Origin of the sequence: Maribacter sp. BPC-D8 (assembly GCF_035207705.1) — a bacterium.
Classification (GTDB): Bacteria; Bacteroidota; Bacteroidia; order Flavobacteriales; family Flavobacteriaceae; genus Maribacter.
The window spans coordinates 2,576,132-2,599,679 of sequence record NZ_CP128187.1; the positions used below are offsets into that span (position 1 = coordinate 2,576,132).

The window sequence follows — 23,548 nt, forward strand, 5'->3', positions numbered from 1 at the left end:
CTATTTTATAAATATTTTAAAAATTGTAAGTTTTTTACTACTACAATTTATTTTTCGTTACAATCCAATTGGTTATTTTTTCTTCTAATAGTACCAAAGGTAAACTACCTGAGTCTAAAATTTGACTATGAAATTCTCTAATATTAAATTTATCGCCTAAGGCTTTTTCTGCCTTCGTTCTTAATTCTCGAATTTTCAACTGACCAATTTTATACGATAGCGCTTGACCTGGGGTTGCCATATAACGCTCTATTTCAGCAATAATACTTTCTTCAGATTCGGCTTCATTATCTAAAGAGTACTGAATCGCCTTTTCTCTGCTCCATCCTTTTGCATGAATACCTGTGTCGACTACTAAGCGAATTGCTCTATGCATCTCCATACTCAACATACCGAAATACTGATATGGATCGGTATAAATCCCCAATTCCTTTCCTAAAGATTCTGCATATAACGCCCATCCTTCCACAAATACACCCATACTCTCAGGATGCAAAAACTCTGGAAGATTTTTATTCTCTTGCTGTAAACTTAATTGAAAATGATGCCCAGGTATGGCTTCGTGTAAAAATAAAGCTTCATCATGCACCATATTATAACTCTTCACATCAGGTATTGGAACATAAAAAATTCCCGCTCTAGATCCGTCTTTTGAACCCGGCACATATTCTGCACTTGCCGATGCTTCTCTAAATGCTTCTGTTCTTCGTACATTGAAACCCGCTTTTGGCGTTAGCGCAAACAAAGAATCTATACGTAAAGCAATACGGTCGTTAATAGCGTTGAAACTTTCAATGACTTCTTCTGGTTTTGAAAAAGGCATCAGTTCTTTTTTATTACGTAGCGAATTGAAGAACGATTTTAAGTCTCCTTTAAACCCAATTTCATTTTTCACTGCTTCCATTTCTTTAGAAATTCGAGCAACTTCAGACAGCCCTAATTCATGAATCTCATCAGCATTCATGTTTGTGGTCGTATGTAATTTTATTAAATATTGATAAGTTTCTTTTCCATTTGGCAAATCTAATAGTCCGTCTGTATCTCTACAAGCAGGTAAATAGACCTCGGTTAAAAACTGATTTAATTCTACATATTTAGGAGTTAATTTTTCTTGAATGAAATCTTCATAATTACTTTGCAGTATATCCATATCAACATCAGACAGTCCGTCAGGGAAATTCATTATCGGTTGGTAGAAAAGATTTTCTTCAAGCGGAACATCAATAAACGATTGTATCTGAGGCAGCATTTTTAAAGTCAGTACTTTTGGTAGTACGACGCCTTTGTCCATACCCATTTTCATCTTTTCAATAGACGTATCTAAAAACACTAAGTAATCTTCTAACCTACTTAACCAATTATTATAATCTTCAATACTTTTAAAGGGCTGTACACTGGTACCACCTGCCAATTGGGCAACATACAAATGCAAAGATTGTATCTGAAAAAGTGGCATTAACTCAAAATTCGGCAAATCATAGATTGGGGAAGCAACCGTTACAATGGGGTTCATAACCCCTTCTAACTTCACAGTACAATCCCACTGCATAACGCGCATGCTCGTATAATCTGCTACACTAACGTTCGTGGAATCGTATTTACTTAGTTCATCTAAAAAATAAGAGTATCGATCTTTTAGATGTAAAATGTAATCATCAGAAATGTAATTGGCTATGGTATCATTATATGCCGAAAAGCCAGCTTTGGTAGCCTCAATGGGGTTGATGCTTTTCTTGAACTCATAAAACTCGGTAAAAACCTCAGCAATAGGTTTCGTTGTGGCGATCTGTTCTTCTTTTGGAGATTCTTTACATGAAGTAATAACAACAACGAATAATAAAAGCCAAAGTGTGCGAAACATAGTATTAGAATTTGCACTGAAAAATACAAAACTAATACTATGGAATGAAGTCTATTTTACGGAATTTTAGAAACCGTTTACTTTTTAGGTTTAGAATTCGCCTTCTCCTTAATTTTTACGTAAATCAACTTTTTGCGACCCTTAGAATCTTCTCTTCTTTCTATCTCGAAATGAGGAATGGAATTAATCAGCGGAGTCAATTTTTGAAACCCGTAATTACGAGAATCAAAATTCGGTTGTTTCTTTTGTAACAAACTACCCACATCACCTAAAAATGCCCAACCGTCATCATCGGCAACATCATCGATAGTCGTTGAAATAAAGCGTAATGCTTTCGGTGTAATTTTATCGACCGTATTCTTTTCTGTAGGAGCTTTATCTGTAGCGTCTGTAGTTTCTTCTTCAGTTCTACTTTTAAGAATTTCTATATAAATGAATTTATCACAAGCTACTATAAACGGATTCGGAGTTTTACGTTCACCAATACCAAATACCTGCATACCTGCTTCTCTTAATCGTGTAGCTAAACGCGTAAAATCGCTATCACTACTAACAATACAGAATCCGTTAACCTTACCGGCATACAAAACATCCATAGCATCGATAATCATAGCAGAATCGGTAGCATTTTTACCTTGCGTATACCCGTATTGCTGAATTGGTGTAATGGCATTTTCAAGCAGTACATTTTTCCATTTCCCTAAACGCGGGTTGGTCCAATCGCCATAAATACGTTTAATGGTAGGGTTACCATATTTAGCAATCTCCTCCATCATTTCTTTTACATAGGCTGACGGAATATTATCACCATCTATCAATACTGCTAAATTTAAATCCATTTTGTAATGTTTTTTGTAAAGATAATTTGATTTCTAATTGAATAGCAACATGTTACCCAATAAAGTTAAAAATGATTTTTTTACTGCGAATTATCAGCTTTGTTAGAACTGATGATTAAAAAAATAAAGACTAAATAAACGTGGTTCGCGTGACGTAACAAAAATTACATCTCAATAAAACAACCTACTCGAAAAACTCAATTGGTGTTTTATAGAAAGTATTTGCCATAGAAAAATTATTCGTAGAAATGAACAGTACAGCGTTCACTCAATTTATCATTAACTTGTTCTTTGAAAAACAAATTTAGAACACATGAAAAATAAATTTCCTTTACCGTTGCTACTACTTTTACTAGCGGTAATCACTTCTTTTTCTAGCATTGCACAAGAAAAAGAATACTACGAACTAAAAACTTACACCATAAAAAATGACACCCAAGAAAAAATGGTAGATGACTATTTAAAAAACGCCTACATGCCAGGGTTAAAAAGAATGGGTATTGAAAATATAGGAGTGTTTAAAGTGCGTAGCGATAAGTACAAAATGAGCGATAAAATTTATGTACTTATACCGTATACATCACTTACTCAATTCGAAAGTGTCGAGAAAATGTTAGCACTTGATAAATTACATTTAACCGATGGCGCAGATTATATAAATGCAAAGTTTGAAAATCCGCCTTACGAACGCATTAAATCAGTATTACTACGTGCCTTTCCCGATATGCCTAAAATGAAACCAACTACTGTCGAAGGCGCAAGAAAAGATAGAGTTTATGAATTAAGAAGTTACGAATCACCAACAGAGGCGCTTTATAAAAACAAAGTAACCATGTTCAATGAAGGTGGCGAAGTGGACCTTTTTGAAGATTTAGGATTCAATGCCGTTTTTTATGCTGAAGTTATTTCTGGAGACCGTATGCCGAATTTAATGTACATGACCACATTCTCAAATTTACAAACACGAGATTCTTTATGGGAACAATTTGGTTCATCACCTAAATGGAAAGAAATATCTTCTATGGAAAAATACCAAAATAACATGAATAAATTAGATCGCCATTTATTGTACCCAACCGAGTATTCTGATTACTAATCGGCTTTACTTAAAATAAATTCTACACGCCGGTTGAGAAATCTACCGGCTTCTGTTTCGTTCGTAGAAATCGGTTTTGAACTACCAAAGCCTTGAGCGGTAATTCTATTTTTTTGAATTCCGTTTTCAGTCAAATAAGCAACAACTTCGTTAGCTCTCCTTATTGATAATCGTTTATTAAAAGAATTTGACCCAACAGTATCGGTATGCCCTAAAATTTCAATATCAATAACTGTATTGGTTTTTAAATAAGAAAGCAGCGATTCCATTTCTTGCTGATAGTCTCCTCTAATTTTAGACTTGTTAGAATTGAAATAAACATCTTTAAATACATGTACCCTATCCAATTCATATTGCTTAAGTACTGTAACCGCTGAGTTTTGAAATTTTGATTTCACGTTCGATACCGAAACCATATCTAAATAGTAATAAGAGCCTTTGGTGATTTTTCTTTTCGTTTGATATTTCTGTGTCCGTTTGTTATTCTTAAAATTACCGATAATCATATAGTTTTCGGTACCTGTGGCTTCAAATTCCGTCGTCAGTTTCACCCATTTGACTTCATCGGAATAATATTTGGAATAGGATATTTCCAATTTTTCGGATACTCCTCCTTTCATCTTAGAGAAATGCAATCCAGATAACACCTTAGTAGTTTCAACAGCAACAGGATACTCAGCAAACCGAATACCAAATTCTTTCACCGCAAAATCTGACCGTTCCGCTAAACTCACATAGAATGAAATAGTATACCGTTCTCCTTTCTTTAAGGTTGTACTTAATCTAGCTTGAATATATTCCCTGTAATCATTGGGTGCATACATGTAGAAACCAACATAACCCACTCCGAAATCTGCAGGTTGTTTCCCATTGAAATTTTCAGGTGTTCCCATGGCAATGCTACAAGCATTGAAATAATCTGTAGAACCCAAGGTGGGCATATTCCAGTCTAAAACATCATTTTCTAGATTACCCAATTTAACCGGACAATCTCTAAACTTTTCAAAGCTGGGGTTCACTACTAAATTTTGCCCGAATCCGTAAAAATGTATGCAAAGCATCAACATACTTATAATTCCGGAATGTGATATTCTTGTAGACATGTGCTTTGTACAGAATCTCTAAAATACAGAAATCTTATAAAATGTAGTAATTAGCCTAAATACAAAAGCCCTTCTCAAAAATGAGAAGGGCTTTTCTAAACTTTTAAATTTTATTATAAATTCTAGAAATCGAACTTATATGTAGCTCCTCCTAAAATCTGAATGCCTTGAACTTGAAAATTAGCCCAACGCTGGTAAGCGTTATTAGAAAGGTTTGCTCCTTTTATAAAGAACGACCATTGATCTGTGTAACGGTAACCGATATGTGCATTGGCATCGAAATAACCATCTAGGGTTATTAACGCTGCCGGGAAATCGCCTGATGGAATATTTTCTAATGCAGTTGACGAAAAATCATCACGCTCGCCTACATAAAACAAATTGGCACCTGCATACCACTGCTCTCCTATCTGATAATCCATAAACAGCGATGCTTTCAAATTTGGCAAGTTCCAAGCTGAATTTCCTGTTTCTGTACTGTAATCATACACCTCAGCATTTACACCTGCCGTAAAATTACGGTTTACATCAACATTCAACTCTCCGAAAATTCCCAAGGTTTTAATATCATCATAAAAGACATCAAATGAATTACCATAATAGTATCCTTTATCGTCTGACCTGAAATCATTTCTAGGGTTCAACGTATATAACGGTCTGTTGTTCTCTGCCGAGTATGACCCTTTTACATTATAACTTAAATTAGGTAATAACTGACCTTTAAAACCGAGATAGGCATTATACTGACTATCTGTAGGTGCAATGTTTAACGTTGGAGAAACAAACGAATTACCCTCTACAAAATCGTAATAAGAGTTTTGCTTTAATTCACCTGTTACGCCGCCATACGCAATAACCGTTTCATCAAGCAAACGATAAGAAGCTGTAACTGCCGGATAGATATAGAAATTGCTTTCGCTATTCTCTAGATCCATACCATAAACCAAATTCACGCCTAAATTCAATGAAAGATCATCGCGAAGCATTTTTAAAGACGGATTAACACCTACTTGCAAATTGCCATAAGATATTCCGTTATCATTGGTTGTACTATTTAAAGATGCATTTTCAAAAGTACCACCCACGTAATCGAGCTTTACTTTTGCACTCAAAATCTCTTCGTTAACCGGAAACTCGAATCCGCTATTAAATATAGCCCTGTTTTCACCAGAACTTACAGCATCAAAAAATCTTCTGTATTTTAAATCTGCATTTTTAAAGTAAGCATCTTCCACATTAATATGACCACTTACCTCACCCATGTAATAATTTTGACGTTCATCAATACTGTTAAGAATCGTTTCACTGAATACACCTGGTTCTATTCCATACCAATTGTATAATTGATGCTGCAAACCAATCGCCGCACCCCAATCTAAATCGCGGTCGCGTTTTGCGTAAGACGCATCTAATTTGGTATCATAGAATGTATCGCTCAATTCTACACCATCAATACCGCCACGAGATGATAAATGATTGAAACCGATATCAAAATTCTCATCTCTATTGAGGGTTCTGCTCGTGTAAAATTCACCCAATACATTACCATACAATCCCACACCTAATGATGCATACGAATTATACAATACTGGTGGTGGCAATCTTTCTACTTTCGAAGCCGTGCCTTTGTTCGGTGTAAATGTCGACGCTACAGGCACAGAAAATATGCTATAGGTAATCGGCTTTTTCTGTAGTACGATAGAGTCGTTCATATTCGGAACCGACTTAATTTTAAAAGCATCTGAAACCGTTGGTGTGTATGCTTTAGTAACCGTTACTGTTTCTGTACCCAAATCTTTTTCCTCTTCTTCTTGGGCAAAAACAACTTGAAAGCCAAGTGTTAAAAATATAAGCGTAAATATATGTTTGTTGTACATAGGTGTTCTTTTGCTGGTGTACGTGAATTTCTTAATTAGGATCAACCGATGAGTTACTTTTCGCCTCTTTCGATTTAATGATTGCAAGCTCTGCTCTTGCCTCTGCTACAATTTCTGGGTATTGACTAAAATTGGTAATTACACTTTCTAGAATGTATGTTGCTTGGTAGGCATCATTTAACGCATAATAGTTTTTAGCCATTAACACTAAACCTTTACCACCCCATTCTTTATACGCTGCATAATCTTTAGCTAATTTTTGAACTGCAATATTAGAGTTCTCGTAAGATCCATCTTTGTGTTCAAAATAGGCGTTATAATACAATGCTTCTGCAGCCGTTGCGCCCGATGCAATTTGTAATACCTCTGCATAGGCAGATTCTGCTTTTGCTTCGTCATTAGTTGCAATGGCAGATCTAGCAATCATAATATGCGCATCACTCTTAATTCTATTATCAATATTTGAAGTCGCTAATACCTTATCGGCGTATTCTATAGTCTTCGGATAATTCTTTTGTCCGTAATAGCCCTTCATTAGGTTAGAGCGAGCAAATGTTCTGTTCTGGGAAATGTTCGCCTGACTCTCTAATTTCAACAAGTACGGCAATGCAATTTGATAATCATCTTTAGAAATATAGACTTCACAAACACGAGTTAATGCCTGTTCTGCATATTCGCTAGTGCTTCTATCGGCAACATACTTGTAATATGGTAAAGCCGATTCTTTTTCTCCTTTTCCGAAGTACAACTGTGCTAAGCTAAAGTTGGCGTCAACCGCATGTAAACCAGTTGGGAACTGTTGTATGTAATTTTTATAGCCTTTAATAGCGGCATCAACATTACCTTCTAAATTCTGTTTTTGAGCAGCGTCAAAAGTAGCATTGTCCAATTCTGCATCGGTAACCTGTACAAAATCGAGTGTGCGAACCCACTCTGCATATTCATTTACACGACCCATATCTACATAGACCAATTTTGCCGTTGCTACAGCTTGTATTGCTTCTTGTGTTTTTGGAAAATCGCGAACAACCGTTTTAAACTTCGCCAAAGCAGCTTCGTTTCTTGCCGCATTGTAATTTACAAGTCCCTGTCTCATTAACGCCTGTGGCACTAACGAACTACCTTTGTATTCACTGATCAATCGATCGTAAGCAGCAAGACCTTTATTTTCTTGACCTTGAGAAACGTACGTGTTTCCTAATTCAAATAAGGCGTCATCCTTAAAACTTGACCTTGGGTATTGGCTTACAAATTCTTCTAAGTTTTCAATTTTGCTATCACCTCTATCCACATAACCATAGCTCATCGCTTTTTGGTAAAAGGCATAATCTTTCTCTGGTCCGGTTAAAGCCAATGCTTTATTATAGGTTTCAATGGCTGGCCAGTATTTACTGGTAGCGTAGTAACTGTCACCCAATCTCAAATAACCATCATGTAATTTCTCTACTTCTGTATTTCCGTTTGATGTAAACGAATTGAAATAGGTAATGGCATCGGTATAGTCTTTTTGTTTAAAATAGCCATATGCTAAATTGTAATCTACATCGGCATACATTTCTGTATTCTTTGCGGACGGATTATTCTTAAACGACGTATACCCTTTTACCGCATCATCAAAACGATTAGATAAGTAATCAGATTCTGCCTTCCAATAATTCGCTCTTGCCTTAAACAGCATATCTTCTGCATTGCTTAAAGATTTATTGAAGTTTTCAGCTGCAGCATTATAATCGCCTTCCATAAAAAGTTCGATACCTCTGTAATAAGCAACTTTTTGATAGACAGCTTTACTAGCATAGTTCTTATTCTCTTCTAGCAAAGTCATTGCGCCTGCGAAGTTTTTTGAAGTAATATATGAATCTACCAACAAGGTCTGCATCTCATCTTGGTGTTCATCTTTAGGGTAGGTTTTTAAATAATTTGTGATTACCTGCGGAACCGGCTCATAGGCATTACCCACCTCATAACTCAAGCGCGCATAATTCAAAAATGCATCTTTCTGAATCTCGGCACTGTAATCCATTTGAGATGCATTACGGAAAGCATTTAAAGCTTCCTGCTTTTTATCCAACTTCAAATAACATTCTGCCAAGTGGTAATATGCATTCTGTGCAACGCTATTAGTACCGCCAATAATTTTATTGAATTGGGCGATGGCATTGCTATAATCTCCGCCTTTATAATACGCATAACCTAAGTAATAGTAATCGGTATTGCTCCATTTACCACCTTTGCCGTTGTACTCTGTTAAATACGGAATAGCATTTTCGTACTGCTTCAAATTAAAGTAGCTCTCCCCTATAATCTTATTTAATTCAGATACTTCTCGTCTGTCAGCTTTTGTCAGTTGTTTTTTCGCCAAAGCAATCGCTTCTTCGAATTTACCCAACTTAAAATTCATGTCAGCCTGATAATAGCTCAACTTCTCCTCCAATACATCTTGATCGGTAATTTGATCAAAACGCTGGTTTGCAGTTTCGTAATCATCTTCTTGATAAGAAATATAACCCAAGTAATATTTTGCTTGAGAACCGTATACTTCAGAAGTTGTAACTTTTTCAAGATACTTTTCAGCTTGTTTTGTTTTACGAGATGAGAATAAAGAGTAGCCGTAATTGAAGTTGAACTTATCCATCTCGCCACGAGAAAGTGAGTTCTGATCCACCTTGTCATACCATTTCAAAGCATACGGATATTTACCTGTTTGAAAGTAGTACTCTGCCACATCGGCAAAGGCAGAATTACGTTTGGTAGAAGTCGGGTATTTCTCCACGAAATCTTCCATCAATCGGTCTGCACCCATCTGGTTTAAGCGTACTGCCGCATTGGCTGCGTAGTATGCACTATTGGCAGCGGTCTCCTCATCTTTTGTAGTCACTTTGACCTTCTCGAAAATGGTCTGTGCCGCTTGGTATTGTTCGTTGTTGTAAAGCGCTAGTGCGTCTTGGAATGCTTTCTGTTCGTGGGTATAAATCTTAGTTTCTTGGGCACTGGTCAAAGCGACCAATCCGAATACCAATGGAATAAAAGCGGTGATTTTTTTAAGCATAGTGTTCTGTACCTATTTTGAATTACCAGTATCACATGTGATAACGGCAAAAATTGTACCTAAGTATGTGTAATACGCACTCAAAATAAAAGATTTTAAAAAAGGGTTCTCTAATATCAAATGGAACTTATTACTTTTATAACAACATTTGCGTTATGGAAGAGATTGTTTTAGAACTTAAGGATGCCTCTATTTTTCAAAAGGAGAGTTTGGTGTTGAGTGAAGTAACTATAAAAATTGCCAAGGGAGAATTTGTATACCTTATTGGTAAGACCGGTAGCGGTAAAAGTAGCTTCATGAAAACGCTATATGGCGATTTACCTTTGCAAAAAGGTGAAGGTCATGTGGTTGACTTTGACCTTAAAACATTGAAAGAAAAAGATATTCCGTTTTTACGTAGAAAACTGGGTATCGTTTTTCAAGATTTTAAACTACTACCAGACCGAAATATCAACCAAAATATGGCTTTTGTTTTGAAGGCAACAGGCTGGACAGATAAGGTTAAAATGGATACCCAAGTATCAAACGTACTTGAAAAAGTAGGCATGAAAACTAAGGGATTTAAGTTTCCGCACGAACTTTCAGGCGGAGAACAACAACGTATTGCCATTGCACGTGCATTATTAAATGATCCAGAACTAATTATTGCAGATGAGCCAACTGGAAACCTTGATCCACAAACCAGTGTAGAGGTCATGAAGGTATTGCAAGAAATCAATAAATCTGGTAGAACCATATTAATGGCTACCCATGATTATGCGTTGATATTAAAATTCCCATCTAAAACTATTAAATGTGATGCCAATAAGGTGTTTGAAGTAGTGCAGAGAGCGGTTTAGACACTTGAATATATGCCAAAGATTGTACTTAAGACGGAGATAAATGCAAAGAAAGAAATTGTCTTTGACTTATCGCGAAGTATCAATCTTCATAAAATTTCTACAGAACATACCGACGAAGAAGCTATAGCCGGAGTTACAAGCGGACTAATTGGATTAAACGAATGGGTTACTTGGCGCGCTAGACATTTTGGCATTAATCAAAATCTAACTACCAAAATAACAGAATTTGAGTACCCTAATTTCTTTTCTGATGAAATGGTAAAAGGTGCGTTCAAAAGCTTTAAACACGAACATCATTTTGAAAATCATCAAAATGGCACATTGATGCTTGACTATTTCGATTACCAATCACCCTTAGGCTTTTTAGGGAAAATTGCAGATAGTTTATTCTTGAAAAAATACATGACAAACTTGCTAGTGAAACGAAACATTACCATAAAACAGTTTGCTGAATCTGATAAGTGGAAACAAATAATTCAAGAGTAAATAGTATACATAGCGTTAGTTTTAAATTAACAAAAATTCTTATTACATGATCATAGACGTACATACCCACATCAACAACTATCATGAAGATAGAGTGGTTTCATTAAACGAAAGTTTAGATAAGCTTTCTGAGAATATGGCAGCGAATAATATCGATTATTCTTTGGTGCTTACCTCTTATAAAGTCAATGAACACCGACCGAGTACCAAACAAGTGGTAGAAGCTGTAAAAGGTTACAACAATTTAGGTGTAGTATCGGGTATTAGCTATTTGCATTATAATCACAGAGATGTAATAGAAATTAGCAATTACCTTGAAAAAGGATTCATTAAAGGCTTAAAATTCTACCCTGGTTACGAGCCATTTTATCCGAATGATATTCGGTTTAAACTAATGTATGAAATGGCAATCGAATATGATGTGCCTGTCATGTTTCACTCTGGTGACACGTATGCCCCTACCGGAAAAATTAAATATTCCCACCCTATTCATATTGATGATTTGGCGGTTGATTATCCCGATTTAAAAATTGTGATTTGCCATGTAGGTAACCCGTGGATTAAAGATTGCATGGAGGTCGTTTACAAAAACAAAAACGTTTACGCAGATATTTCAGGGTTGGTTTTAGGTGACTTCTCTGATAAATTTGAACGCTACATGAAAAAGGAAATTGAAGAGATGATCACTTATGCCGGCGACCCAAGGTATCTTCTTTATGGAACTGATTGGCCTATATCCAACATGAAATCGTATTTAAAATTCATGGGGCAATTAGATCTTACCGATGAAAAGAAAGAATTGATTCTCTGGAAAAATGCAGCAGAACTTTTTAAAATTGATGTGAGTAAACTTTGAAATGAAGATATTAGTAGAATGATAGCACGAATCTGGGAAGGAAAAACAAAAATAGAACACCTTAAAGAGTATGAAGAATTTATGAAGGTTCGTGCCTTACCAGACTATAGTAATACCTCTGGTTTCGTTAAGCTTCTATTCTTAAAAAATACGGACCAACAATTCGCCTATTTTAAACTCATTACCATTTGGGAGAATTTAGAAGTCATTAAAAATTTTGCTGGAGAAGATTATGAAATAGCAAAATACTATCCAGAAGACAAAAACTACCTTATCGATTTCCCCGAAAAAGTAAATCACTTTGAAATCTTTGCAGATTAATTAAACACATTACATTGCCTTATGAAAAACCCTGAAAAAAAACGTTTAGACCAACAACATACAGAAGAAAAAGACTGGTTAAAATGGGGACCCTATTTAAGTGAACGCCAATGGGGTACGGTTCGTGAAGATTATAGTGCCGGTGGCGATGCTTGGAACTATCTGCCACATGATCATGCGAGAAGTCGTGCTTTTCGTTGGGGTGAAGATGGTATTGCAGGTATAAGCGACCGCTATTGCAATATGTGTTTTAGTATCGGTTTATGGAACGGTAAAGATCCTATTTTAAAAGAACGTCTTTTCGGGTTAACAGGTCCGCAGGGTAATCACGGTGAAGATGTAAAAGAGCTGTATTACTATTTAGAGAATACGCCGTCGCACTCGTACATGAAGTATTTGTACAAGTATTCTCAGAAAGAATACCCGTACAATCAATTAATTGACGAAAATCAAAAACGGAATCGGAAAGAGCTAGAATTCGAGTTATTAGATACCGGTATTTTCGATGACAATACCTATTTTGATGTTAGTACAGAATATGCAAAAGGTGATGAAACTGATATTCTTATTCAAATTACCATTACAAATAGAAACTCGAAACCTGCACCTATTACGCTATTACCGCAAATGGTGATGCGTAATCATTGGTCATTTAAAGAGGTTTCTAAAAAACCCATTATTACGCAAAAAGGAACAAAAGCTAACCCATTTGTACACATAGACCACCCTTATGTAGGTAAGTACAACCTCTATTTTCAAAAGGCAGCGCATTTATTCTTCACGGAGAATGAAACCAACAAAGAGACAATTTACAAAGAAGAAAATGACCATCCGTTTAAGAAAGACTTGTTCAATACCGCAGTCTGTAATAATGATTTTGAGTTAGCGACAAAAAATAATTCGGGCACCAAATTTGCTCCGTTATATCAAGTCATTTTAGATGGTGGTGAATCAAAAACATTCCAACTTCGTTTAACAGAAGAAACCCTTGACGCACCTTTTTCAGACTTTGATTCCATATTCAAAAAGAGACAAAAAGAGTGTGCTCAATTCTATGATGAAATAGCCCCTAAAGCAACCGAGGATAGAAAGGCTATTTTAAAACAAGCATTTGCAGGTTTACTTTGGACGAAGCAGTACTATAACTACGAAGTTGAAAAATGGCTAGATGGTGATTACAAAACTACTCCGCCACCAAAAGAAAGATTAGAAGGTCGTAACAGCCATTGGAAAACATTGCGTAATCACGATATACTTTCTATGCCAGATGCCTGGGAATACCCGTGGTATGCTGCGTGGGATTCTGCTTTTCATTGTGCATCGTTCGCCTCTATTGATCCAGAGTTTGCGAAAGACCAGTTGCTATTGTTCACGAAAGAATGGTACATGTCGCCTAACGGACAAATACCAGCTTACGAATGGAATTTTAGTGATGTGAATCCGCCAGTTCAGGCATGGGCAACTTTGCAAATTTACGGTACCGATAAATCTATAACCGGCGTACCAGACATCAAGTTCTTAAAACGAATGTTCAATAAACTCAACTTGAACTTCAACTGGTGGGTGAACCGTTTAGATAGAAATGACAACAATGTTTTTCAAGGCGGATTCTTAGGTTTGGATAATATCGGAGTATTTGATCGTAGCCATGGTGTACCCGGTGGTGGTTCTTTAGACCAAGTAGATGGTACTGCTTGGATGGCTATGTACAGTCTAAATATGTTAGAAATTAGTTTGCGTATCGCAGAACATGACGATTCGTATGAAGATATGGCAACCAAGTATTTCGGTCATTTTGTATTCATAGCCGAAGCATTGAACAAAATGGATACAGATAAAGCTAACACGTGGGATGATGCCGAAGGATTCTTCTATGACCGATTGACATTACCGGACGGACAATCGACCACTATAAAAGTACGATCTATTGCCGGTATGTTGTCATTGGCAGCTGTACTTACCATTAAGAAAAGTGTGTTAGACAAATTCCCGAAATTTAAAGCAAGTGTTCTTTGGTTTAAAAAATACCGTGCAGAGAATTTAAAATACGAGGTTATTCAGCAATATGAAGCAGATGGCGATTTACTATTGTCATTGGTTCCGAAAGATCGAATGCAAAAACTGGTTACTGCACTTTTAGATGAGAAAGAATTCTTGAGTGATTATGGTATTAGATCGTTGTCTAAAATACATGAAGATGCTTATCAAATTCATATCGATGGTATAGATTACTCCATTGACTACGAACCTGCAGAATCTACAGTATCGCTCTTTGGTGGTAACTCTAACTGGCGTGGACCAATTTGGATGCCAATGAACTATTTATTCATTCAAGCATTGCGTGAGTACCAATGGTATGATGGTAATGATTTTCTTTTTGAATACCCAACAGGAAGCTCAAAACTACTGAATCTAAAACAGGTTAGTGATGAATTGAGCAAACGACTTATTAAGATGTTCGAGAAAGATGAAGCCGGAAACCGAGCCATCAATAAGAACTACGAGAAATACTACCAAGACCCTAATTTCAAAGATTTGATTTTATTCTACGAGTATTTTCACGGAGAAAACGGTCGTGGTTTGGGAGCATCGCACCAAACAGGTTGGACAGCTTTAGTGGCCAACCTTATTGAGCAATTAGAAGATTAAAACTAGTATTAATTCACCAACATAAAAGTTAAGATACCGGCAATGTAACCAACAATCGCTAACAACGATATATTCTTTAAATACCACATAAAATCAATTTTCAGGATACCCATAATGGCAACACCTGCTGCTGATCCAATGATAAGAATACTACCGCCTGTACCTGCGCAAAAGGCAAGTAATTCCCAGAAATCAGAATCAGGCGGGTAGGTATCTAAACTATACATACCCATGGTGCCCGCAACCAACGGCACGTTGTCTACAATAGAAGATAGTACGCCTATGATGGAGTTAACCGCATATATACTCTCGAAATTATCATCTAATAAACGAGACATATCGGCTAAATGTCCGGCAGATTGTAACGCCCCAACAGCTACTAATATCCCTAAAAAGAATAGAATACTTGGGGTATCAATTCTTCTCAACACATTAGAAATTGCTAGAGTTTTCTTTTCTTCTATTGTCTTGTTTCTATGTAATATTTCGGTAGTTATCCATACTACACTCAATCCTAATAATACTCCCATAAATGGTGGAAGGTGAGTAATAGTTTTGAATATAGGTACAAATAACAAAGCGCCAATACCTATAGAAAATACAAGATTTTTATCAAAATTACTCACTTCAAATCCATGAGAATCTACATCATTAATTTCCATAGATTTAGCGATATCACCTTTAAATCGAAATGAAATAATTGTTAACGGCACTAACAAACATACCAAACTCGGCAAGAATATTTCTTTAATAATATGCATAGCAGTTACTTGCCCACCGATCCAAAGCATAATAGTCGTAACATCACCAATAGGTGACCACGCCCCACCTGCGTTCGCCGCTATAATTAAGAGACCGGCAAACATCCATAAATCCTTTTTCTCATGTATCAGCTTACGAAGTAATGCTGACATTACAATTGCCGTAGTTAGGTTATCTAAAGCTGCAGATAAAAAGAAGGTTAGTAGACATAAAATCCATAATAACTTTACGCGATTGGTGGTGGTAATTTTATCGGTAATTACAGAAAACCCTTCATGGGCATCAATAATTTCAACAATAGTCATTGCACCTAACAAGAAAAATAAAATCTCTGATATTTCACCTAAATTCTCTCGTAGACTTTCAGTTACAAAATGAATAGATTCATCACCTGGCATTTCGGCGATGAACACATCTCGTCCCAAAATATAAATAACCCAACACAAAGTACCCGTTAATAAAGCCGTAGCTGCCTTATCAATTTTAACCGTGTGTTCTAATGCAATAAAAAAATATCCAACCACAAAAATCGCGAGCAGTGTTAAATACATGGCAAATAATTAAAAGTTAGCTTCAGAAAAACCTAAACCGTATTCTTCAGTCGGATATAAAATTCCCCTTTCTAATTTAAAAATAGAATGATATGGGTCATCTATAATATCTAAATGTCCATCAAGATCAGCATACACAATGTTTGGTCTAGACAGGGCAAAATGTAACCCGGCAGCAATACCCAATCCACATTCGTCTATACAACCAACCATAGCGTCTAATTTAGCAGCTTTGGCAACGGAGTTGATATGCATACCTACCCAAATACCACCTACTTTCTGCAGCTTAATATTCACCATATCTACACGCTCGTTCTGCGCCAAACGAAATGCATCGGTCAATGTTTTTAAACTCTCATCTGCCATTACAGGTATACTTACTTGATCGGTTACTTCGCCCAATCGCTCTTCTGCTTCTACTTTTGTAGGTTGTTCAAAAATCTCGATTCCGATTGCTGCTGTAGCCTTAACAAAATCTACAGATTCTTTCACAGAATACCCTTGGTTACCATCGAAACGCAATTCGATATTTGGGTACTTTTCATGAATCATTCTCATTTTGGCGATATCCTCTTCAAGATTAGCACCACCTTTTATTTTCAAAATAGTGAAGCCTTGGTTTACAAATTCGGTCGCTTTCAACAAAGTTTCATCTACACCCATAATACCGATAGTAATACTGGTAGCAATGCTAGTACGATAGCCACCTAAAAATTTATACAAAGGCACCTCAGCCTTTTTTGACATGATATCGAACAAAGCCAAATCTACCATTGCTAGTGCTGAAGACCTTTTACCCAATAACTCTTTCAGTTCTAATAATAACAATGCATACGTAAAAGGATCTCTACCCAACAAATACGGAATAATGATATTTTTAATAGCATCGGTAACATCACTTGGCGATTCATTTGTAACCACAGGGTCAGGTGCTGCGCAACCATAACCCACAATTTTGGTATCAGTTTCAACCTTTAAAATAAAATTACTGGTACGGTCGATTGTTTCATAAGCAATAGTATAAGGATCAGACAATTTAAGGTCTAAACGCTCAAAAGAAATATGGGTTATTTTCATTTTAATTTTGTCATTAAAAGTGCAATTAAATCTTCTGCACCATACTCTAAAACATCAAAAGCGGGTAATTTTGTTTCTAAGGTGATTGCCTTACAAACATCAAGAATTTCCTCTTTTTTCATATCCTCATGGTTCACGGTAATGGCGATTACTTCTTTACCAGAAATGACTTGAATGGCATTTATCTGCTCTGCCAACGAGTGCATCTTATAACCTGGGAATCCGTCATACTCCAATCTTTTTGGCGCGTGTTGCAGAATTACATAATCTGGTCTACCGGCAGCCAAAATCTCAAATCCGCCAGGGTATGCAGGGTTCATTAAACTCCCCTGCCCTTCAATAACAATGACATCTGGGTCTTCATTTTTATAGGCACTGACTACCGCATGTTCGATTTCACCTGAAACGAAATCGTTAATACAGCTATCCATCACCATACTATATTTAGCACCTTGCATCCATCCTGTTTGTCCGGTTCCTATCATTTCTGCCTTTTTACCCGCAGTACGAAATGCGTGAACCAATATCCAAGCGGTAGTACGTTTCCCTAAGGCAGAATCCGTTCCTAATACCGCTAATTTTAAGCAGTCTACTTTTTCAATATCACCCGTAAAAAAGTGTAATTGATTACGATCGGGCGTTTTTCTAATATCTCTAATTTTTACGTTTTTCTCTTTTGCCAATGCCACAAGCTCAGGGTCATTAGTTAAGAAATCATGTAAACCACTATCTACGTTCCACCCATGTTGCAAAGCAGCTTTAATGGTCGCTTTGGCAACTTCTGGCAATCTACCACCATCTGGTGCAAGACCGATAACCAAATAACTTGGCAAATTATTACTCGCCGTAAGTGCAACAATAGCAGCTTCTAAATCTTTAAAAACAGGTATTCCGTTCGGTCTACCATCTAAAACATCGCCGGCATCTCTGCCTGCATATTTTTCATCTAATACACCCACAACTTCATAACGCTCGGTAAAGCGAACCAAACCATGTGCTGTTTTACCATTCGGAGTATTAAATGCTCCCTCACAATATACTAGTGCCTTACCGTCTATAACTTTTTTCATCTATTTATTTAATTTTTTGCAGTGAGCACTGCCACAAAACGGTCAGGCTCAAAATTCATTTTTTCGTCTAATTCTAAGAGTCCGATCAAACCCGCTGTCGATGCAGGTAGAATTCGAAATCCTTCTTTCTTATATAAAAGAGAAGTCATCTCTTTCAGTTTTTTATCGCTGATATTAAAAGCTTCCCCCTCAGATTCTTTCAATGCATACAATGCCTCTTCCCCATCGAAACTATGCCAGTTAATTAATGGTTCGTTGTATTTTGTTTCTTTAATTGCCGCGGGATTCAAATCTTTGCAATGATCTAAATTTTGTAAAAACGACTCCACAATCGGGTTCTTATGCGATGATGATGCCGCAATCATTTTAGGTATACGAGAAGTCTTTCCTCTTTTATACAGATTTACGAAGCCCCTATAAATTCCTGCAAACAAGGTTCCATTAGAAACAGGTACCGCACAATATTTTGGTGCATCACCTAAATCTTCAAAAATCTCTTGTGCAATTTGCGCATAGGCAGATATTTGTAGCGGAGTGTTGGCACCACCAGGGTTGGCATCGTACCACCCATTTTCTGCCGCCAATTTCGAACTCTCCGTAACAACATCTTCGTAACTACCAGGTATACGAATAATCTCTGCCCCCAAGGTTTCCATTTCAACCACACGATCGGTATGGTAACTTTCTGGAATGTAAATTTTACAGGCAATACCCGCTAGATCAGATGCCAGCGCCATCGCCACACCATAATTACCACAAGTAGCCAAGCTTACCACAGTAAACTCACGACGCAGCGCATCGTATAATTGTGCAAAAGCAATACGATCTTTTTGCGTTCCGGTAGGGTTGTCACCTTCATATTTAAGATATAGTTGACGAACATTGAACTCACGCTCTAAGGTTTTGGCTCTATGTAAACCCGTATCACCAACTTCTAAACTTATAATATCTTCAAAGCACTCTAAACGGTCTACTAAAGATTTGCTTGTATCTTTAACCATATCGCTAAGTTTACGTGCCTCTATAGACACTTTATTCTCAGCTGTTTTAACGCCATCTTTAAGATTCATAAGTTTGCATATATTCCATTTTTAAGATACAGTTATTTAATTGAATGTCAATATAAATTTTTAACCCATTTGCTCTTTAAAAAAAGGGACGCATAGGTACTATATTATCTGAAATTATTTAGAATTTTAACACAGCATTTTAAAGTATATGGGGCTACACAGTGATTTTACGGCAGTTTTAAAATTTTATAGAAATACAAAAATTAACATTTAACAAATCAGTGCATTACCTAATTTTGACTACATTTTAAAATACACATAAATCAATGAAAGCTACCCGAATCGTTTTTCTTTTTTCTTTCCTATTTTGCATAGTCACAAATGCACAAAACGAGCTACCGCTACAAATAGATAATTCGAAGATCAAACCCTTGCAAAAATTACTTGATAGTTCTTTGCAAACGAACCTTAGAGATGAATTGGCATCGCACCCAGAATGGAACGATCTTATTGCACAAAAGAAGATGTCAGTAGGTTTGGTTGATTTAAGCGATCCAGAAAATGTACGTTTTGCACGTGTAAACGGGAACCATATGATGTATGCTGCTAGTTTACCTAAAATAGCTATTCTTCTCGCTGCTATGGATGCTATTGAGAAAGGTGAATTAAAAGAAACCGCAGAGGTTAAAAAAGATATGCGCCTAATGATCAGTAAATCTGATAATTCTGCTGCTACTAGAATGATAGATCGCGTAGGTTATGAAAAGCTTGAATCGGTTATGACCGATCCTAAATATGCTTTTTACGACGAGCAAAAAGGTGGCGGACTCTGGGTTGGTAAGCGTTACGGCGGTGGTGGTGACACCAATCGCGAGCCACTTAAAAATCTAAGTCACGCTGCATCGGTAACGCAAGTATGTAGGTATTACTATTTATTGGCGAATGGTAAGCTCGTGAACCAAAAACGATCGAAGCAGATGCTAGATATTCTTGAAGATCCAGAGCTGCACCATAAATTTGTAAATACCTTAGATAAGATTGCACCGAATGCCAGATTGTTTAGAAAATCGGGTTCTTGGCGCACTTACCATTCCGACTCCATCTTGGTTTGGGGAAAAGATAGTAATAGAAGATACATTCTAGTTGCCTTGATCGATGATGCCAATGGCGAACAAATTATAAGAGATTTAGTGAAACCAATTGAAAAGGTGCTAAAAAAGCCTGTACTTTAGGTCTTGGAATACACATTTCCATTTCTTGATGGTAGAAAGACTCATTAAAAAAATATTCGATGTACGTGAAGGCGAGTTCAAAGTTTCTCTTTGGATGCTCGCCTACATTTTTTTTGTCATCGCCGTTCTGCTTATTATCAAGCCTACGGTCAACGCCCTTTTTCTATCAGAATTAGGCATTGAACAATTGCCTTTTGCTTTTTTGTTAGTTGCTATAACTGCTGTAGCTACCTCTTATTTCTATTCAAAAGCTGTTTCAAAATTCCCGCTTAAAAAGGTAATTGAGGTTACCATTATTAGTTCTATTGTCATTTTAATAGGCTTGGGCATACTGCTCTCGTTAGATGTGGTCAGTGGCGTGTTGCTCTATTTCTTTTATATATGGGTAGCAATTTATGCGGTACTATCTGCTTCTCAATTTTGGGTGTTGGCAAACTTGGTCTTCAATATCAGAGAAGCAAAACGCTTGTTCGGTTTTATTGGGTCTGGTGCGATCATTGGTGGAATTTTTGGCGGATACCTTACTTCTATTCTTGCCCCACTAATCGGTAATGAAAACTTAATGTTCGTTGCTGCCCTATTGCTATTCTTTTGCATTCCGCTATTAAGAAGAATTTGGAATATTAGAGTTCATAAAAACGGTAGCGTCAAAAAACACAAGTCGGCTACCAACATTTCCGAACCACCATTAAAACTGATCTTAAAATCTAAGCACCTTACCTATATAGCGAGCATCGTCGCGGTGAGCGTGGTCGTTGCCAAATTAGTAGATTATTTATTTAGTGATTTTGCCTCATCTGCCATAACCGATGCCGATGAGCTTACCGCTTTTTTTGCATTTTGGTTTTCCACCTTCAATTTATTATCGCTGGTGATACAGCTATTTTTTACGCATAGAATTGTGGGTATTTGGGGCGTTGGATTTTCATTGCTTTTATTACCCATTGGTATTTTCGGCGGAAGCATTTTGTTTTTGATGTTACCTGAACTTTCTGCGGTAGTCGTTATAAAGGCGATGGATGGAATACTAAAACAATCTATACACAAAAGTGCTTCAGAATTACTGACCTTACCGCTGCCGTTTGACCTGAAAAATAGGACAAAATCGTTTATTGACGTCGTTGTAGATAGTTTGGCCACAGGTGTTGCCGGATGCCTTTTAATATTCGTAGTGCGTGGTCTAGACCTACCGTCATTCTATATTGGCGTGCTAATTATCGTATTAGTGTGTCTTTGGCTCTACTTCATTTACAAAGTAAGAATAGAGTATTACAAGACCTTTAGAACAAACTTAGAGGTATTGACCGATAGTGGTAAGAAAGCTAAAAAAATCTCCCACTCAAAAGTATCTATAATAACTGGCATGCGCACGGTATTTAAAAACGGTACCGAAGAGCAAATACTTTTTATGCTTGATAAATTGATGGAAATCAATGACAAACGTTTTGCAGAAGACGTAGAGCTATTGTTAGATCACCCGAGCAATAAAGTAAAATTATCGGCCATTCAGAATTTGTACTTTTTAAATTCTAAAAGTATGACTGCCGAGGTTTCTGAACTATTAAAAATTGATGATCGAGAATTAACTATTGCGACATTAGCTTATGTATTGAGTTTTGCACACAAAGACAAATCGTTCGTGTTCGATACCTATTTAGAACATTCAAATGAACGAATTGCCATGGCAGCATTATACTGCTTGGCTAGAGCAGCAAAAAACAACTATTCTTTAAAACAACGCTACTCGCTATTAGATCGCATTTCAGTAGCGCTTAAAAATATTGAAACGAATGAGAAGGATTTATCATACGTAGAAGCCGTAATTGAAATACTAGGTGTGGCGAATATGCCCATTTTCAACACCAAGCTTATTGCCTTTCTAAATCATGATAATGAAGAAGTAGTACTAACAACGATTAAGGCTATCGGCACTGCCACGGACCCTAGCATGGTGCAACAAATAATTCCGTTTTTAGCACAGAAGAATTATAGACCAACTGTAATGGAAGCTTTTAAAATCTATGGTCAGCAGATTCTACCGTTGCTACGTAGTACTATTCAAAATCGTCTACAACCATTACCTGTACTTCGGTTTATACCTGCAGCCATGCAATCTTTTCATTCAAAAGAAGCTGTGCATCATTTATTAGCCATTTTAACCGATAATGACCTTACTGTTCGTTTAGAAACTATTCGTGCTTTGAGTGCCATACGAGCTACGCATCCGCAGTTAAAATTTAATCGTTACAAAGTGGTCTCGGTAATTTTTGATGAATGTAAACTGCATCATCAGACCTTATCGTCAATGCATACCCAGATTATTGTATCGTACCGAAATAGAAACAAATCGAAGAAAGAAATTGGCGATGCCGAACGAGATGCTAGAACTAGCCTTTTAGAATTATTAGAACGTCGTTTAGATTCTGGATTAGAGCGTATTTTCAAACTATTAGGTTTACGCTATCAGCAAAATGATGTTGCCATTGCGTATGAGGGCTTAATAAGTCAGAAACAGGAAGCGCAACACAATGCCATCGAATTCTTAGACAATCTTTTAACGGGAGAATTAAAGCGTAAACTCTTACCGATTATTGAAGAATCTGCATTAGATATTTCATCGGAAGAAGAACTTCAAAAAATTAAACACAAAATACCGACAGAACTAGAATGCTTTAAACTGCTATTACAAGGGAATGACCTAAAGATTAAGCTAGCAGTGCTATACCTAATTACGCAACAAAAAGAACCGCGCTATTTAAGTATTGTCGAAAGCCTTCTTAATGATGAAGACCCAAAAATTAGGAGTTTTGCATTAGAAGCACATGAGGCTATCACATCTATAGTGTTGTAACTAAAAACAAAAAGCG

The 23,548-nt window shown here is 36.6% G+C and carries 17 protein-coding genes; 8 read left to right on the forward strand and 9 right to left on the reverse strand.

The features are described from left to right. Window positions 1-40 precede the first annotated feature (40 nt). Window positions 41-1,861 (reverse strand): DUF885 domain-containing protein, encoded by a 1,821-nt coding sequence (locus QSV08_RS11405; RefSeq protein WP_324023421.1) that lies wholly within the window; start codon window positions 1,859-1,861, stop codon window positions 41-43. Between the two features lie 77 nt (window positions 1,862-1,938). Next, on the reverse strand, window positions 1,939-2,700 hold the full coding sequence (locus tag QSV08_RS11410) for an NYN domain-containing protein (protein ID WP_324023423.1): 762 nt from the start codon (window positions 2,698-2,700) through the stop codon (window positions 1,939-1,941). A 313-nt stretch (window positions 2,701-3,013) separates the two neighbouring features. Here QSV08_RS11410 and QSV08_RS11415 point away from each other — a divergent pair, with 313 nt between their 5' ends. After that, window positions 3,014-3,796 (forward strand): NIPSNAP family protein, encoded by a 783-nt coding sequence (locus QSV08_RS11415; RefSeq protein ID WP_324023424.1) that lies wholly within the window; start codon window positions 3,014-3,016, stop codon window positions 3,794-3,796. Here the strand turns inward: QSV08_RS11415 and QSV08_RS11420 are convergent. The 3 genes from QSV08_RS11420 to QSV08_RS11430 form a co-directional block, all read right to left on the reverse strand. Beyond that, a complete protein-coding gene (locus QSV08_RS11420; protein ID WP_324023425.1) occupies window positions 3,793-4,899 on the reverse strand; it encodes an OmpA family protein in 1,107 nt (368 codons plus the stop codon). The genes QSV08_RS11415 and QSV08_RS11420 overlap by 4 nt on opposite strands. Window positions 4,900-5,021: 122 nt before the next feature. After that, complete coding sequence (locus tag QSV08_RS11425) at window positions 5,022-6,776, reverse strand: TonB-dependent receptor (protein WP_324023427.1); 1,755 nt, start codon at window positions 6,774-6,776, stop codon at window positions 5,022-5,024. 31 nt (window positions 6,777-6,807) lie between these two features. Then, window positions 6,808-9,825: a tetratricopeptide repeat protein gene (locus QSV08_RS11430; protein WP_324023429.1), complete on the reverse strand. Its 3,018-nt coding sequence runs from the start codon at window positions 9,823-9,825 to the stop codon at window positions 6,808-6,810. A gap of 155 nt (window positions 9,826-9,980) precedes the next feature. Here QSV08_RS11430 and QSV08_RS11435 point away from each other — a divergent pair, with 155 nt between their 5' ends. The 5 genes from QSV08_RS11435 to QSV08_RS11455 are packed head-to-tail and all read left to right on the forward strand — an operon-like array spanning window position 9,981 to window position 14,979. Then, window positions 9,981-10,664, forward strand: a complete 684-nt coding sequence (locus QSV08_RS11435) for a cell division ATP-binding protein FtsE (protein ID WP_303597894.1) — start codon at window positions 9,981-9,983, stop codon at window positions 10,662-10,664. Between the two features lie 12 nt (window positions 10,665-10,676). Continuing rightward, on the forward strand, window positions 10,677-11,153 hold the full coding sequence (locus tag QSV08_RS11440) for an SRPBCC family protein (protein ID WP_324023432.1): 477 nt from the start codon (window positions 10,677-10,679) through the stop codon (window positions 11,151-11,153). Window positions 11,154-11,199: 46 nt separating this feature from the next. After that, window positions 11,200-12,009 (forward strand): amidohydrolase family protein, encoded by an 810-nt coding sequence (locus QSV08_RS11445; protein ID WP_324023434.1) that lies wholly within the window; start codon window positions 11,200-11,202, stop codon window positions 12,007-12,009. A gap of 18 nt (window positions 12,010-12,027) precedes the next feature. Continuing rightward, a complete protein-coding gene (locus tag QSV08_RS11450; RefSeq protein ID WP_324023436.1) occupies window positions 12,028-12,330 on the forward strand; it encodes an antibiotic biosynthesis monooxygenase in 303 nt (100 codons plus the stop codon). Window positions 12,331-12,351: 21 nt separating this feature from the next. After that, a complete protein-coding gene (locus QSV08_RS11455) occupies window positions 12,352-14,979 on the forward strand; it encodes an MGH1-like glycoside hydrolase domain-containing protein (RefSeq protein ID WP_324023438.1) in 2,628 nt (875 codons plus the stop codon). An 8-nt stretch (window positions 14,980-14,987) separates the two neighbouring features. Here the strand turns inward: QSV08_RS11455 and nhaD are convergent, their stop codons facing one another. Genes nhaD through QSV08_RS11475 form a run of 4 tightly spaced genes read right to left on the reverse strand, consistent with a single transcriptional unit; the run spans window position 14,988 to window position 19,509 of the window. Next, window positions 14,988-16,292, reverse strand: a complete 1,305-nt coding sequence (gene nhaD / locus QSV08_RS11460) for a sodium:proton antiporter NhaD (RefSeq protein WP_324023440.1) — start codon at window positions 16,290-16,292, stop codon at window positions 14,988-14,990. Between the two features lie 9 nt (window positions 16,293-16,301). Further along, window positions 16,302-17,369 (reverse strand): mandelate racemase/muconate lactonizing enzyme family protein, encoded by a 1,068-nt coding sequence (locus QSV08_RS11465; protein WP_324023441.1) that lies wholly within the window; start codon window positions 17,367-17,369, stop codon window positions 16,302-16,304. After that, window positions 17,366-18,439, reverse strand: coding sequence for a DUF1611 domain-containing protein (locus QSV08_RS11470; RefSeq protein WP_324023443.1), 1,074 nt, complete (start codon window positions 18,437-18,439; stop codon window positions 17,366-17,368). Before QSV08_RS11470 ends, QSV08_RS11465 begins: the two co-directional genes overlap by 4 nt. 8 nt (window positions 18,440-18,447) lie before the next feature. Beyond that, window positions 18,448-19,509 carry a pyridoxal-phosphate dependent enzyme gene (locus QSV08_RS11475; RefSeq protein WP_324023444.1) on the reverse strand — a complete coding sequence of 354 codons (1,062 nt, stop codon included), beginning with the start codon at window positions 19,507-19,509 and terminating at the stop codon, window positions 18,448-18,450. A 266-nt stretch (window positions 19,510-19,775) separates the two neighbouring features. On the opposite strand from QSV08_RS11475, the gene QSV08_RS11480 reads away from it, so the two are divergent. Continuing rightward, entirely contained in the window at window positions 19,776-20,681 is a 906-nt protein-coding gene (locus QSV08_RS11480) for a serine hydrolase (protein WP_324023445.1), read from the forward strand. A gap of 28 nt (window positions 20,682-20,709) precedes the next feature. Beyond that, complete coding sequence (locus QSV08_RS11485) at window positions 20,710-23,532, forward strand: hypothetical protein (protein WP_324023446.1); 2,823 nt, start codon at window positions 20,710-20,712, stop codon at window positions 23,530-23,532. Window positions 23,533-23,548: the final 16 nt, after the last annotated feature.

Coding starts and splice junctions, on each gene's coding strand:
- QSV08_RS11420 (WP_324023425.1), bottom strand. CDS start 4,899: ATGTCTACAAGAATATCACATTCCGGAATTATAAGTATGTTGATGCTT.
- QSV08_RS11445 (WP_324023434.1), top strand. CDS start 11,200: ATGATCATAGACGTACATACCCACATCAACAACTATCATGAAGATAGA.
- QSV08_RS11430 (WP_324023429.1), bottom strand. CDS start 9,825: ATGCTTAAAAAAATCACCGCTTTTATTCCATTGGTATTCGGATTGGTC.
- QSV08_RS11485 (WP_324023446.1), top strand. CDS start 20,710: ATGGTAGAAAGACTCATTAAAAAAATATTCGATGTACGTGAAGGCGAG.
- QSV08_RS11415 (WP_324023424.1), top strand. CDS start 3,014: ATGAAAAATAAATTTCCTTTACCGTTGCTACTACTTTTACTAGCGGTA.
- QSV08_RS11440 (WP_324023432.1), top strand. CDS start 10,677: ATGCCAAAGATTGTACTTAAGACGGAGATAAATGCAAAGAAAGAAATT.
- QSV08_RS11435 (WP_303597894.1), top strand. CDS start 9,981: ATGGAAGAGATTGTTTTAGAACTTAAGGATGCCTCTATTTTTCAAAAG.
- QSV08_RS11465 (WP_324023441.1), bottom strand. CDS start 17,369: ATGAAAATAACCCATATTTCTTTTGAGCGTTTAGACCTTAAATTGTCT.
- QSV08_RS11405 (WP_324023421.1), bottom strand. CDS start 1,861: ATGTTTCGCACACTTTGGCTTTTATTATTCGTTGTTGTTATTACTTCA.
- QSV08_RS11455 (WP_324023438.1), top strand. CDS start 12,352: ATGAAAAACCCTGAAAAAAAACGTTTAGACCAACAACATACAGAAGAA.
- QSV08_RS11425 (WP_324023427.1), bottom strand. CDS start 6,776: ATGTACAACAAACATATATTTACGCTTATATTTTTAACACTTGGCTTT.
- QSV08_RS11450 (WP_324023436.1), top strand. CDS start 12,028: ATGATAGCACGAATCTGGGAAGGAAAAACAAAAATAGAACACCTTAAA.
- QSV08_RS11475 (WP_324023444.1), bottom strand. CDS start 19,509: ATGAATCTTAAAGATGGCGTTAAAACAGCTGAGAATAAAGTGTCTATA.
- nhaD (WP_324023440.1), bottom strand. CDS start 16,292: ATGTATTTAACACTGCTCGCGATTTTTGTGGTTGGATATTTTTTTATT.
- QSV08_RS11410 (WP_324023423.1), bottom strand. CDS start 2,700: ATGGATTTAAATTTAGCAGTATTGATAGATGGTGATAATATTCCGTCA.
- QSV08_RS11480 (WP_324023445.1), top strand. CDS start 19,776: ATGAAAGCTACCCGAATCGTTTTTCTTTTTTCTTTCCTATTTTGCATA.
- QSV08_RS11470 (WP_324023443.1), bottom strand. CDS start 18,439: ATGAAAAAAGTTATAGACGGTAAGGCACTAGTATATTGTGAGGGAGCA.